Annotated in this window: 12 protein-coding genes; 7 read left to right on the top strand and 5 right to left on the bottom strand. The window is 70.7% G+C overall.

Features of this window, described 5'->3' with window-relative positions; translation table 11 throughout:
- Positions 1-37 precede the first annotated feature (37 nt).
- The gene (locus tag GT007_RS00295; RefSeq protein WP_160119570.1) at positions 38-1,624 is read left to right on the top strand and encodes a Na+/H+ antiporter; all 1,587 of its coding nucleotides are present in this window, start codon (positions 38-40) and stop codon (positions 1,622-1,624) included.
- On the opposite strand, the gene GT007_RS00290 is transcribed toward GT007_RS00295, so the two are convergent.
- Positions 1,625-3,058 carry a catalase gene (locus GT007_RS00290; RefSeq protein WP_160119569.1) on the bottom strand — a complete coding sequence of 478 codons (1,434 nt, stop codon included), beginning with the start codon at positions 3,056-3,058 and terminating at the stop codon, positions 1,625-1,627. It lies immediately after the preceding gene.
- A gap of 105 nt (positions 3,059-3,163) precedes the next feature.
- On the opposite strand from GT007_RS00290, the gene GT007_RS00285 reads away from it, so the two are divergent.
- A complete protein-coding gene (locus tag GT007_RS00285) occupies positions 3,164-4,063 on the top strand; it encodes a hydrogen peroxide-inducible genes activator (protein ID WP_201451748.1) in 900 nt (299 codons plus the stop codon).
- Here GT007_RS00285 and GT007_RS00280 read toward each other — a convergent pair.
- Positions 4,047-4,655: an NAD(P)-dependent oxidoreductase gene (locus tag GT007_RS00280; RefSeq protein ID WP_160119568.1), complete on the bottom strand. Its 609-nt coding sequence runs from the start codon at positions 4,653-4,655 to the stop codon at positions 4,047-4,049. The genes GT007_RS00285 and GT007_RS00280 overlap by 17 nt on opposite strands.
- A 103-nt stretch (positions 4,656-4,758) precedes the next feature.
- On the opposite strand from GT007_RS00280, the gene GT007_RS00275 reads away from it, so the two are divergent.
- A complete protein-coding gene (locus GT007_RS00275; protein WP_160119567.1) occupies positions 4,759-5,127 on the top strand; it encodes a winged helix-turn-helix transcriptional regulator in 369 nt (122 codons plus the stop codon).
- Positions 5,128-5,251: 124 nt separating this feature from the next.
- On the opposite strand, the gene GT007_RS00270 is transcribed toward GT007_RS00275, so the two are convergent.
- The 3 genes from GT007_RS00270 to GT007_RS00260 form a co-directional block, all read right to left on the bottom strand.
- Positions 5,252-6,325, bottom strand: a complete 1,074-nt coding sequence (locus GT007_RS00270; protein ID WP_160119566.1) for a tartrate dehydrogenase — start codon at positions 6,323-6,325, stop codon at positions 5,252-5,254.
- Positions 6,326-6,357: 32 nt separating this feature from the next.
- Complete coding sequence (locus GT007_RS00265) at positions 6,358-7,167, bottom strand: protein-methionine-sulfoxide reductase heme-binding subunit MsrQ (protein WP_160119565.1); 810 nt, start codon at positions 7,165-7,167, stop codon at positions 6,358-6,360.
- A gap of 147 nt (positions 7,168-7,314) precedes the next feature.
- Entirely contained in the window at positions 7,315-8,208 is an 894-nt protein-coding gene (locus tag GT007_RS00260; RefSeq protein ID WP_236571416.1) for a mitochondrial fission ELM1 family protein, read from the bottom strand.
- Positions 8,209-8,307: 99 nt separating this feature from the next.
- Here GT007_RS00260 and GT007_RS00255 point away from each other — a divergent pair, with 99 nt between their 5' ends.
- Genes GT007_RS00255 through GT007_RS00240 form a run of 4 tightly spaced genes read left to right on the top strand, consistent with a single transcriptional unit; the run spans position 8,308 to position 12,426 of the window.
- The gene (locus GT007_RS00255; RefSeq protein WP_160119563.1) at positions 8,308-9,033 is read left to right on the top strand and encodes an orotate phosphoribosyltransferase; all 726 of its coding nucleotides are present in this window, start codon (positions 8,308-8,310) and stop codon (positions 9,031-9,033) included.
- Positions 9,033-10,694, top strand: coding sequence for a peptide ABC transporter substrate-binding protein (locus GT007_RS00250; RefSeq protein WP_160119562.1), 1,662 nt, complete (start codon positions 9,033-9,035; stop codon positions 10,692-10,694). Before GT007_RS00255 ends, GT007_RS00250 begins: the two co-directional genes overlap by 1 nt.
- Positions 10,691-11,614, top strand: coding sequence for an ABC transporter permease (locus tag GT007_RS00245; protein ID WP_328798926.1), 924 nt, complete (start codon positions 10,691-10,693; stop codon positions 11,612-11,614). The genes GT007_RS00250 and GT007_RS00245 overlap by 4 nt, the downstream gene beginning before the upstream one ends.
- Positions 11,611-12,426 (top strand): ABC transporter permease, encoded by an 816-nt coding sequence (locus tag GT007_RS00240; RefSeq protein WP_160119561.1) that lies wholly within the window; start codon positions 11,611-11,613, stop codon positions 12,424-12,426. Before GT007_RS00245 ends, GT007_RS00240 begins: the two co-directional genes overlap by 4 nt.
- Positions 12,427-12,432: the final 6 nt, after the last annotated feature.

The following is a 12,432-nucleotide window of genomic DNA, read 5'->3' as shown; positions in this document are numbered from 1 at the left end:
TCTTGCGCGGGGCGGGCTGCCTCGCGCATCAGGGGGCATGCATCCTGTTGCGACCTTCGAATTCATCCTGTTCCTGCTGGTGGCCGTCATGGGCCTGGAATGGCTGGCGCAACGCCTGCGCCTGCCGCCCGCCGCCGCCCTGATCCTGGGCGGCATCGCCCTGGCCTTCCTGCCTGGCGCGCCGGTGCTGGAACTGGACCATGAACTGGTCTTGCTGCTGTTCCTGCCGCCGCTGCTGATGGTCAGCGCCTATTTCACCGTGCTGTCGGACTTCAAGCGCAACATCGCGGGGATTCTGAGCCTGGCGGTGGGTGCCGTGATCTTCACCACCCTGCTGGTGGGGGTGGTGGTGCATTGGGTGGTGCCGGGCCTGCCCTGGGCCGCTTGCTTCGCGCTGGGGGCGGTGGTCTCGCCGCCCGATGCCGTGGCCGCCAAGGCGGTGCTGGAGCGCGTGCGCCTGCCCCGCCGCCTGACCGTGATGCTGGAAGGCGAGAGCCTGCTCAACGATGCCTCCGGCCTCGTGCTGTTCCGCTTCGCGGTGGCCGCCGCGCTGACCGGCACCTTCAGCCTGGGCGAGGCGGTGGTGACCTTCACCTGGCTGGCGCTGGGCGGGGCGGTGCTGGGCACGGCCTTCGGCTTCGCCCTGGTGCGGCTGCTGCCGCGCCTGAAGCAGCCGCACCTGATGATCGTCTCCACCTTCCTGTTGCCCTGGGCCGCCTATGCGGGGGCCGAGGCGCTGCACCTGTCGGGCGTGATCGCCACGGTCGCGGCGGGCCTCGTCTTCGGCTGGTACCAGCATGAGGTCTTCAGTGCCGGCGTGCGCGTGCGCGCCACCGCGACGTGGGAGGTGGTGGTCTTCCTGCTGGAAGCCATGGTGTTCATCCTGATCGGCCTGTCGCTGCGCGGTGTGGTGGATCGCCTGGGCGGTGCCGGGGAAACCTTGGCCCTGCTTGGCCCGCCGGTGCTGGCGGTGGTGCTGGCGGTGATCGTCTCGCGCTTCATTTATGTCTTCGCGGCGGAAGGCTTCCGCAGCGCCCGCTGCCGGGTGACGCAGCATGGCGACCGGCGCTTTTCGGCCGCGGCCTCCACCGTCCTGAGTTGGGCGGGGATGCGTGGCGTGGTGACGCTGGCCGTGGCGCTGTCGGTGCCGGAGGAGATGGCCGGCCGCGACCTGATCCTGGCCTCGGCCTTCGCCGTCATCCTGGTCACGGTGCTGTTGCAGGGCAGCACGCTGGGGCCGCTGATCCATCTGCTGGGGCTGGACGCCACGGACCGCCACAGCCGCTATCTGACGCGCGCCCAGGCCCGCGCGCGCATGACCGCCGTGCAGGCGGAGGTGGTGAAGCGCCTGGCCCATGATGCCCAGGGCCAGCTGCGCCACCCGCGCCTGCTGGAACAGTTCACCTATCGCGCCCGCGTGGCCGAGCGTTTCAGCCGCGAGCCCGAGGGGCTGGCCGCCGAGCGGGACGCGCATTTCTCCGTGGTGCTGGCCGCCATCCGCGCCGGGCGGGCGGAGCTGCTCCGCCTGCACCGGACGGGCCAGATCCATGATGAGGTGCTGCACGCCCTCGAACATGATCTGGACCTGCTGGAGATGGCCAGCACCCATGTGGGCGGCGACTGATCAGGCCATGGCCGCGCGCACCCCGGCGCCGTATTCGGGGTGCACCTGGTCGAACAGCGCGATCTGCCGGTCGATGATGGCCCGCGGCACGCCGCCCATCGCCGCCGCGATGTTGCTGAACAGGCGCTGGCGCTGGCCGGCATCCATCAGCAGGAACAGTGCGCGAGGCTGGCTGAAATCGTCATTGCCCTCGCGGTGGTTCCAGCGGTCGGCGTTGCCCTGGAGGGGCAGCGGCGGCTCGGCCACGCCCGGGTCTTGCACTGGCCCGCCCATGCTGTTGGGTTCGTAATAGGCATCGGGGTTGCCGGTGTCGTTCTGGAAGAACCGCATCGACCCGTCCTTGTGATAGTGATGCACCGGGCACTTAGGCGCGTTCACCGGCAGGGCCTCGTAATGCGTGCCCAGGCGATACCGGTGGGCATCGGCATAGGCGAAGATGCGGGCCTGCAGCATCTTATCCGGGCTGGCGCCGATGCCCGGCACGAAGTTGGAGGGGCTGAACGCCGCCTGCTCGATCTCCGCGAAGTAGTTGCGGGCGTTGCGGTTCAGCTCCACCACGCCCACGTCGATCAGCGGGAAGTCGGCGTGCGGCCAGACCTTGGTCAGGTCGAAGGGGTTGAAGGGGGTCTGTTCCGCCTGCTCCGGCGTCATGACCTGGATCTGCAGCCGCCAGCGCGGGAATTCCCCGCGCGAGATCGTGCCGAACAGTTCCTCCTGATAGGTCTCGCGGGAGCGGCCGATGACCTCGGCGGCCTCGGCATTGGTGTAGTGGCGGTGGCCCTGCATGGTCTTGAAGTGGAACTTCACCCACACGCGCTCACCGACCGCGTTCCACATGCCATAGGTGTGGCTGCCGTAGCCGTTCATGTACATGGGCGCCACGGGCAGGCCGCGGTCGCTCATCAGGATGGTCACCTGGTGCAGGCTCTCGGGGCTCAGCGACCAGAAATCCCACATGGCGGTGGGGCTGCGCAGGTTGGTCTGCGGGTGGCGCTTCTGGGTGCGGATGAAATCCGGGAATTTCAGCGGGTCGCGGATGAAGAAGACGGGCGTGTTGTTGCCCACCAGGTCCCAGTTGCCTTCCTCGGTGTAGAATTTCATCGCGAAGCCGCGCACGTCGCGCTCGGCGTCGGCCGCCCCCTGCTCACCGGCGACGGTCGAGAAGCGCATCAGCATCTCGGTTGTCTTGCCCACCGCGCCGAACAGGGCGGCGCGGGTGTAGCGGGTGATGTCGTGCGTCACGGTCAGGGTGCCGAAGGCGCCCCAGCCCTTGGCGTGCACCACGCGCTCGGGGATGCGTTCGCGGTTCTGGTGGGCCAGCTTCTCGATCAGTTGCCAGTCCTGCAGCAGCACCGGGCCGCGTGGGCCAGCGGTCAGGCTGTTCTGGTTGTCGGCGATGGGCGCACCGGCGGAGGTGGTCAGACGCGGGGGCATGGCGGCTCCTGGAGGAATGTTCTGCCAGGATTCCTACCGGGGGCGGGGCTGTCTTGGAAATTCATGTTCCTGAACGGGCCGATAGCCGGGGCTGATTGCGCTATCATGGCCCGCATGAACCTGCGTGAACTGCAATATGTGCTGGCCGTGGCCGAGCACCTGCATTTCGGCCGCGCCGCCGAGGCCTGCGCCGTCAGCCAGCCCACCCTGTCCACCCAGCTGCGCAAGCTGGAGGAGGAGCTGGGCGTGACCCTGTTCGAGCGCGGCGGGCGCGGCGTGGCGCTGACCCCGCAGGGGCGGGAGATGCTGCCGCGATTCCAGGCCGCCGTGGCGGCGGTGGAAGCCGTGCAGGAAGGCGCCCGCTGCGCGCGGGACCCGCTGGCCGGGCGCTTCCGGCTGGGGGTGATCCCCACCCTCGCGCCGTATCTGCTGCCACTGGTGTTCGGGCCGATCCGCCAGGCGCTGCCCGCCCTGCGGCTGGAACCGTGGGAGGATGTGACCAACGCCCTGCTGGCCGGGCTGCGCGCGCATGAGCTGGACGCCGCCCTGCTGGCCACGGAGCCCGACGGCACCGACCTGTCCAGCCTGCCGCTGTTCGAGGAACCCTTCCTGGCCGCCCTGCCGCCCGACCACGCCCTGGCCGGGCGGGAGCGCGTGTCGGAGGCAGAACTCGCCCCCGATGTGCTGGTGCTGGCCGATGGGCATTGCCTGCGCGAACAGGCGCTGTCGGTCTGCCGCGCCACCGGGCCGGAGGAACCGCTGCTGCGCGCCGCCAGCCTGCCAACGCTGTTGAACATGGTGGCCGCCGGCTATGGCACCACACTGATCCCCGGCCTGGCCGCCGGGGCGGCGCAGGATGCCGGGCTGGTGCTGCGCCCGCTGGAGGGCGGCGCGGGCCGGCTGGTGCGCCTGGTGTGGCGCAACGCCTTTCCGCGCCGCGAAGCCGTGGATGCGGTCTCTGGCGTGATCCGCGACCGCCTGGCGGGCTTCAGTAGCCCACTGTGAAGCGCTGGCGGGAGTGGGCGGGTTTTTCCAGCTCATCCGCCAAGGCGATGGCGTAGTCCTCGAAGGAGATGCCGCTGCCCTTCTCATTCACCAGCAACTGGTCGGTGCCCAGGCGGAACTTGCCCGTGCGCTCACCGGGGGTGAACAGGGCGGAGGGGGAGAGGAAGGTCCAGTCCAGCTCCGTCTCGGCCCGCAGCAGGTCCAGGAAGGCCGCGCCGGCGCTGGCCTCGGCATGGTATTGCGGCGGGAAGTCCGGCTGATCGACCAGGCGCTTGCCCGGCGCCACCTCCAGGCTGCCGGCGCCGCCCACCACCAGATAGCGCGGCACGCCGGAGGTTTTCACGGCCCCGATCAGCGTTTTGGCGTCGCTCGCCAGGAAATGCACGGCGCTGATGACCGCGTCATGCCCGGCCAGGATGGCCGCGAGGCCCGCCTGGTCGAACACATCGCCCTGGCGCGCCGTGACGCCGGGCAGGGCAGGGGTCTTGGCCGGATTGCGGGAGATGGCGGTGACGGCATGGCCGCGGCGCGACAGTTCCGCGAGGATGCGGGAGCCGGCATTGCCGGTGGCGCCGATGAGAGCGATGCGCATGGAATGCGTCCTTGGTGGTTTCTATGGGATACCAAGTGGCGTATCGTTCCCCAGCGTGTAAAGAACGCACCGCAACCTCACCTGGTTACCGCGAGGAAACCGCATGCAACTGCCCGACGCCTACAGCGCCAATTGCCCGACCCGGATGGTGCTGGACCGCATCGCCGACAAATGGGCGGTGCTGCTGCTGGGGCTGCTGGCGCGCGAGCCCATGCGCTTCAACCGCCTGCGGCGAGAGGTGGAGGGGTTGTCGCAGAAGATGCTGGCGCAGACGCTGCGCAGCCTGGAACGCGACGGGCTGGTCAGCCGCAGCGCCTTCGCCACCGTGCCGGTCACGGTGGAATACGCGATCACGCCGCTGGGGCGCACGCTGGCCGATACGGTGGATGCGCTGCGGGTCTGGGCCGAAAGCCACATGCCCGAGGTGACGGCGAACCAGCTGCGCTACGACGCGGAGAAGGCGGCAGCCTGAGCCGCAAGGCCGCGAATGCGGCCCGCCGGAAGTCCGGCGAAGCCAAGGCGGCGGATGCCGCCGCCCGGCGTCTGAGGGCACAACAATACAAAGAAGGCGGCGGCCTGAGCCGCCGCCCCCAAGATCAGAACTTGGCCACGGCCTCGGCCAGGGCCTTGCCCACATCCAGCGTGCCGGCATTGCCGCCCAGGTCGCGGGTGCGCGGGCCGCCCTCGGCCAGCATCACCTCGATGGTCTTCACGATGGCGTCCGCGGCTTCCTTCTCGCCCAGATGCTCCAGCATCATGGCGCCGGACCAGATCTGGCCGATCGGGTTGCACACCCACTTGCCCGCGATGTCCGGCGCCGAGCCATGCACCGGCTCGAACATCGAGGGGAACACCTTCTCCGGGTTGATGTTCGCGCTGGGCGCGATGCCGATGGAGCCCGCGACGGCGGGGCCGAGGTCCGACAGGATGTCCCCGAACAGGTTGGAGCCCACCACCACGTCGAACCAGTCCGGGTGCTGCACGAAATGCGCGCACAGGATGTCGATGTGGAAGACGTCGGTCTTCACCTCGGGATAGGACTTGGCCATTTCCTCGAAGCGCTCGTCCCAATACGGCATGGTGTAGGTGATGCCGTTGGACTTGGTGGCGCTGGTCACCTTCCGGCGCGGGCGGGTCATCGCCAGCTCGAAGGCATACTTCATGATGCGGTCGGTGCCGATGCGCGTCAGGATCGACTGCTGGGAGACGAATTCGCGCTCCGTGCCAGGGAACATGCGGCCGCCGACGGAGCTGTACTCGCCCTCCGTGTTCTCGCGCACCACGTAGAAGTCGATCTCGGCGGGGGTGCGGTTGGCCAGCGGGGTCTTGGCGCCCGGCATCAGCTTGCAGGGGCGCACATTGGCATACTGGTCGAAGCCGCGGCGGATCGGGATCAGCAGGCCCCACAGCGAGACATGGTCGGGCACGCCGGGCCAGCCCACGGCGCCCAGGAAGATGCTGTCGCTTTCCTTCAGCTGGTCGAGGCCGTCCTCGGGCATCATCTTGCCGGTCTTGGCATAGACGTCGCAGGACCAGTCGTATTCCTTCAGTTCCAGCTCGAAGCCGAAGCGGCGGCCGGCGGCCTCCAGCACGCGGATGCCTTCGGGGGTGGTTTCCTTGCCGATGCCATCCCCGGGGATGACGGCGATGCGGTGCTTGCGTGCGGCCATGAATGGTCCCTCCCAAAAGGCTCGGAACCCGGTTACGCCCGGCCCGGCCGGCGCACAAGGCCCGCCGCGATCAGTCCCGTCAGCAGCACGAGGCCCACCTGCGCCGCCGGGCGCGGGGCCAGCGCCCAGTCCCAATTGGCGGCGAAGATGCGGGCCGCCGGCAGCCGGGTGGCATTGGCGAACCACAGATATTCGATGCCCGTGGCCAGCGGCCACATCAGCAGCGCCAGGGGCAGCATCCACACCAGCCGGCGGCGCGGCGCATCGGGCAGCAGACGCCAGAGGAACAGGAACAGGGTGACGCCGGTCAGCAGCACGGCCTCATCCGGGGTGGCCTTGCCCTGCAGCGCCGCGTGCCACAGGCCGAGCGGCACGATCGGGTACATCAGCCAATGCAGCCGGTACCAATTGCGCTTCAGCCGCCGCACCCAGCCATCGGTGGAGGTGATGGCCAGCAGCCCCATCCCCAGCAGGGCGATGATGCCGAGCGTCAGGTAGAAGCGCTTCCAGATCTCATCCAGGATGGTGGCCACATCCCAGGCCTGGTCGGCGCAATAGAAGGCCAGGTGCAAGGCGCCCCACAGCGCGGCCCCCACCCCCAGCATGCGCCGCACGTCGAACACCCGCCCCCGGCCGGAGATCCGGCCGAACGGCGTGACGGCCAGCGTGATCACCAGCAGCCGCAGCGTGACGGTGCCGGAGATCGAGATCACCTCATCCAACGGGTCAGAGGCCAGCCAGGGCTGGGCCATCAGCCAGAACAGCGGCGCCAGCATGCCCGCCAAAGCCACGATGCGCAGGGCGGAAACCCGCCCCGCCCGGTCCTGCCAGAGTTGCGTCACATCCCCGCTCCCCTGCGGTGAGCGAGGATGTTCGTCGTCCCAACCCTCAGACGCCGGGCGGAAACCTCCGGTTTCCTGGGCTTCGCCGGACTGCCGGCGGCGCCCGTTCGGGCGCTTGCCCGTAATCCGCGCTTCATGCCGAATGTCTCACAGAAATCCCCTCTCGCGGATGGCTTCGGCCACGCGCGTGGTTTCGTTACGCGGCACCCGGGGAAATAGGGTGGCATCGGCCGAAAGCCAGCGCGCCTCGCCCGCCGCGACCAGGCTCTCGGCGAAGGCGCGGTGGCGCGGGCCGAGCCCGCCCGGGTCGGCCAGAAATAAGGCGGCCGGGGTGGCCAGCGCCTCGCTGGCCATGGAGATGCTGTCGGCGCTGACCACCACCGCATCCGCATGGCCCAGCAGCCCGACGAACGGGTTCGGCCCCGCATCCCCCCAGCGGAACAGGCTGTGCGGATGCCCCGCCAGGGCGGCGGCCAGGGCCTCGGCTGCCTCCGCCCCGGTGCGCCGAGAGGTGGTGGCGAGCACCGAGCCGCCCAGCGCCCGGGCCTGCGCACCGATGCGCGCGGCGGCCCCGGGCGCCAGCGCGCCCAGCAGCAGCGCCACGCGCGGGCCGGGCAGGGCCGCGAATTGGGGGAATTCGGCCCGGGCGGCCGTCAGCTTCGCGGCCGTCATCCGGTGGGTGGCGCCCAGGATGGGCAGGGTGTTGGGGGCCGGGGCCGGGTTGTCGTGGTGGGGGATGACCAGCAGGTCGAAATCCCCGGCCCCGGGCCCCGGGCGCATGCAGTGCACCGTGCGCGCGCCCCGCGCCCGCAGCCAGCGCGCCGCCGGCGCCGCCCGCCGCCCGGCGGAGATCACCAGCCTGGGCCAGGGCGGCGAAAATCGCGCCCGCGTTCCGGCATCCAGCCCCCACAGGCTGGGGAAGGGCAGGGGCAGGGCGGCCAGGCGGCTCCAGCCGAGGGGAATGGCGCGGAACGGCTCGCCCAGGGCCTCGGCGATGCCCAGGGCCTGCGCCGCCGTGCCCGCCCGCGGGTCCTGTAACACCCAGACCCTCGCTTCGTGCATAATACCCCTCATGGACGGAAGCGCCCGCCCGCGTTACCGATGCCGCCCGATTATGGTTGGCCCGAGACGGAGATTCCCATGACCATCCACCACGCTTCCGACTGGGACCGCGACGCGGCGCTGACCACGGCCCGCATCCTGCTGGAGATCAAGGCCATCAATTTCCGGCCGGAGGAACCCTACACCTTCACCGCCGGCTGGAAGAGCCCCGTCTATATCGACGTGCGCAAGATCATCTCCTTCCCGCGCGCCCGCACCCGCATCTGCGACCTGGGGGCGGAGAAGATCCAGCGCCGCGTCGGCTTCGAGACGATCGAGGCCGTGGCCGGTGGCGAGACCGCGGGCATTCCCTTCGCGGCCTGGATGGCGGACCGCATGATGGCCCCCATGACCTATGTGCGGAAAAAGCCCAAGGGCTTCGGCCGCAACGCCCAGATCGAGGGCGAGGTGCCGGTGGGCAAGCGCACCCTGCTGGTCGAGGACCTGACCACCGATGGCGGCAGCAAGATCGCCTTCGCCAATGCCCTGCGTGAGGCGGGTGCGATCTGCGAGCACACCTTCGTGGTGTTCTACTACGGCGTGTTCCCGGGCTCCTTCGAGACGCTGAAGGAAATGGGGCTGGAACTGCATGCCCTGTGCACCTGGTGGGATGTGCTGGAGGTGTGCAAGGAGCGCCCGTATTTCGAGGAAAGCGCCCTGAAGGAAGTGCGCAAGTTCCTGGAAAACCCGGTGGCCTGGAGTGCCGCGCGCGGCGGCGTGGCCAGCCTGGAGGAAGCCCGGGCCTATAAGGCGGCCAAGGGCTGATGGCCGTGCGGGGCGGGGCGGGTCTGCTGGCGGTGCTGGCCTTGCTGGCCGGCCCCGCCACGGCCCAACCGCGTGAGACGCTGACCATCGGCATCACGCAATACCCCTCCACCCTGCACCCCAATATCGAGAACATGGCGGCGAAGTCCTATGTGCTGGGCTTCACCCGCCGGCCGCTGACGGCCTATGATCCGAACTGGGCGCTGGTCTGCCTGCAATGCGAGACCCTGCCCAGCATCGAGAACGGGCTGGCGGTGCGCGAGGCCACCCCCGACGGCCGCCCCGGCCTGCGCCTGACCTATCGCCTGCGCGAAGGCCTCAAATGGGGCGACGGCACGCCCATCACCGCCGAGGACCTGCTGTTCGCCTGGCAGGCGGGGCGCGAGGACGCGACCGGCTTCGGCCCCGCCGAATTCTACCGCTCCGCCTATGAGCTGCGGGTGATCGACCCGCGCACCATCGAGATGCGGCTGGACCGCGTGACCTTCGATTTCGCCTCGATGGGCGATTTCCAGCCGCTGCCCGCGCATCTGGAACGCGCGGTGTGGCAGGCGGACCCGCGCGCCTATCGCACCCGCACCCTGTACGATACCGCCCCCACCAACCCCGGCCTGTGGTCCGGCCCGTACCGGGTGTCGGGGGTGCAGCCGGGGGCGGGCATCACCCTGGCGCGCAACCCCGCCTGGTCCGGCCTCGCGCCGCAATTCCGCGAGATCCGCATCCGCACCGTGGAGAACACCACGGCGCTGGAGGCGCAATTGCTCTCGGGCCAGATCGACATGATCGCGGGGGAGCTGGGCCTGCCGGTGGAACAGGCCGCCGCCCTGGAACGCCGCGCGCGCGGCCGCTTCCATGTGGAATACCGCCCGGGCCTGATCTACGAGCACATGGACACCAACCTGGACAACCCCGTGCTGGCCGACCGCCGGGTGCGCCAGGCGCTGCTGCTGGCGACAGACCGCGCGCGCATCGTGGCGCAGCTGTTCGACGGGCGGCAGACCGTGGCCCATGGCCCGGTGAACCCGCTGGACCGCATGGCCGACCCCGCCATCCGCCAATACCCCTATGACCCGGCCCGCGCCGCCGCCCTGCTGGAGGAAGCGGGCTGGCGCCCCGGCCCCGATGGCATCCGCCGCAACGAACAGGGCGCGCGCCTGGTGCTGGACCTGATGACCACCGCCGGCAACCGATCGCGTGAGCAGGTGCAGCAGGTGGTGGCCGCGATGTGGCGGCAGGCGGGGATCGAGGCGCGCATCCGCAACGAGCCCCCGCGCGTGTTCTTCGCCGAGACCCTGTCGCGCCGGCGCCATCAGGGGCTGGCGATGTATGCCTGGATCTCGGCCCCCGAAGCCGTGCCGCGCAGCAGCCTACATTCGGATGAGATCCCGAGTGCCGCGCGCAATTTCTCCGGCCAGAACTACCCCGGCTTCCGCAATGCGGAGATGGACCGGCTGCTGGAAGCCCTGCCCACCACGCTGGATGCCGAGGCCCGCCGCCCGCTCTGGGCCCGGTTGCAGGCGATCTATGCCGAGGAACTGCCCAGCCTGCCGCTGTGGTTCCGCCAGGATGCCCATGTCTGGCCCCTGTGGCTGGAGGGCGTGCGCCCCACCGGCCACCTGAACCCCACCAGCCTGTGGGCCGAGGAGTGGCGCAGCCGGTGAGCATCCCCGCGCGGCTGTTGCAGATGCTGCTGACGCTGGCCGCGCTCTCGCTCGTCTTCTACCTGCTGCTGGGGCTGATGCCGGGCGACCCGATCGACCTGGCCCTGACCGCCGACCCGCGCCTGACCGCCGCCGACGCCGAGCGCCTGCGCGCCCTGCATGGCCTGGATCGCCCGCTTTGGGCCCGCTACCTCAGCTGGGCGGGCGCGGTGCTGCGGGGGGATTTCGGCTATTCGCGGCTGTTCGCGCGGCCGGTGCTGGCGCTGATCGGGCCCGCGCTGCTGTCCAGCCTGGCCTTGCTGGGGCTGGCCTTGGGGCTTGCGGTGCTGGCGGGGGTGGGGCTGGGCGTGCTGGCGGCGCTGCGGCCGCGCCTCGGCCCCGCGGTGCAGGGGCTGGCGGCGCTGGCCCAGGCCATGCCGGGCTTCTGGCTGGGCATCCTGCTGATCATCCTGTTCGCCGTCACCCTGGGCTGGCTGCCGGCGGGCGGCGCGGCGGAGGGCGGGGAGCCCCGCTGGCCCTTCCTGGTGCTGCCGGTGGCGACCCTGGCCTTCGGGCATATGGCGGCCTATGCGCGGCATGCGCTGTCGGCCATGCGGGGCGCGATGGCCGACCCCTGGATCCGCACCGCCCGGGCGCGCGGTGCCTCCGAGGGCCGGGTGGCGCTGCGCCACGCCTTGCCGAATGCCGCCGTGCCGTTGATCACGCTGCTGGGCCTGGATGCGGGGTCGCTGGTCTCGGGCGCCGTGATCACGGAGACGCTGTTCGCCCGCCCCGGCATGGGCAAGCTGATCTTCGATGCCGTGATGGGCAACGACTACAACCTGGCCCTGGTCGCGCTGCTGCTGGTGGCGGGGGTGACCATGCTGGGCAATCTGGCCGCCGACCTCGGCCAACGGGCGCTGGACCCGCGCCTGGCATGAGGCTGTGGCTGGGCCTGTTCCTGCTCGGGGTGGTGCTGGTCTCCGCGCTGCTGGCGGATACGGCGGGGTCGTGGCTCGGCCTCGATCCCTGGGCGCCCGATCTGTTCGCGCGCTATGCCCCGCCCTCGGCCACGCATCCGCTGGGCACGGATGATCTGGGGCGCGACGTGGCGCTCAGGCTGCTGCATGGGGCGCGGGTTTCCCTGGCGGTGGGTGTCGGGGCCGCGCTGATGGGGGCCGTGCTGGGCACACTGGCGGGCATGCTGGCCGCCTGGCGCGGGGGGCTGGCCGATGCGGTGCTGATGCGGCTGGCCGACGCGCTGCTGGCGCTGCCCGCGCTGCCTTTGCTGATCATCCTCTCGGCGCTGGACCCGGCCATGCTGGGCCTGCCGCGCGGCGAGGCGGCCTCGGACGTGCTGCGCGTGGCCTTGATCCTGGCCATCTTCGGCTGGGTGGGGGTGGCGCGGCTGGCGCGGGCGGCCGCGATGTCCGTGCTGGCGATGGATTTCATCCGCGCCGCCCGGGCGCTGGGCGTGCCCGAGGGGCGCCTGCTGCTGCGCCATGTGCTGCCGGCGCTGCTGGGCCCTGTGGCGGTCGCCACCGCGCTGGCGGTGGGCGGGGCGATATTGGCGGAAAGCGCGCTGTCCTTCCTGGGCCTCGGCATCGCGCCCCCGGCGGCCAGTTGGGGCAACATGCTGGCCGGCGCGCAGGAGGCGGTGTTCCAGGCCCCGCTGGTCGCGCTGTGGCCGGGGCTGGCCATCCTGCTGACGGTTCTGGGCTGCAATCTGGTGGCGGACGGGCTGCGGCGATAGCCTGGG

It is taken from the genome of Rhodovarius lipocyclicus (assembly GCF_009900765.1).
GTDB lineage: Bacteria > Pseudomonadota > Alphaproteobacteria > Acetobacterales > Acetobacteraceae > Rhodovarius > Rhodovarius lipocyclicus.
This window is presented reverse-complemented; position numbering and strand designations above follow the sequence as displayed.

Coding starts and splice junctions, on each gene's coding strand:
- GT007_RS00295 (WP_160119570.1), top strand. CDS start 38: ATGCATCCTGTTGCGACCTTCGAATTCATCCTGTTCCTGCTGGTGGCC.
- GT007_RS00255 (WP_160119563.1), top strand. CDS start 8,308: ATGACCATCCACCACGCTTCCGACTGGGACCGCGACGCGGCGCTGACC.
- GT007_RS00240 (WP_160119561.1), top strand. CDS start 11,611: ATGAGGCTGTGGCTGGGCCTGTTCCTGCTCGGGGTGGTGCTGGTCTCC.
- GT007_RS00270 (WP_160119566.1), bottom strand. CDS start 6,325: ATGGCCGCACGCAAGCACCGCATCGCCGTCATCCCCGGGGATGGCATC.
- GT007_RS00250 (WP_160119562.1), top strand. CDS start 9,033: ATGGCCGTGCGGGGCGGGGCGGGTCTGCTGGCGGTGCTGGCCTTGCTG.
- GT007_RS00280 (WP_160119568.1), bottom strand. CDS start 4,655: ATGCGCATCGCTCTCATCGGCGCCACCGGCAATGCCGGCTCCCGCATC.
- GT007_RS00285 (WP_201451748.1), top strand. CDS start 3,164: ATGGCCCGCATGAACCTGCGTGAACTGCAATATGTGCTGGCCGTGGCC.
- GT007_RS00275 (WP_160119567.1), top strand. CDS start 4,759: ATGCAACTGCCCGACGCCTACAGCGCCAATTGCCCGACCCGGATGGTG.
- GT007_RS00290 (WP_160119569.1), bottom strand. CDS start 3,058: ATGCCCCCGCGTCTGACCACCTCCGCCGGTGCGCCCATCGCCGACAAC.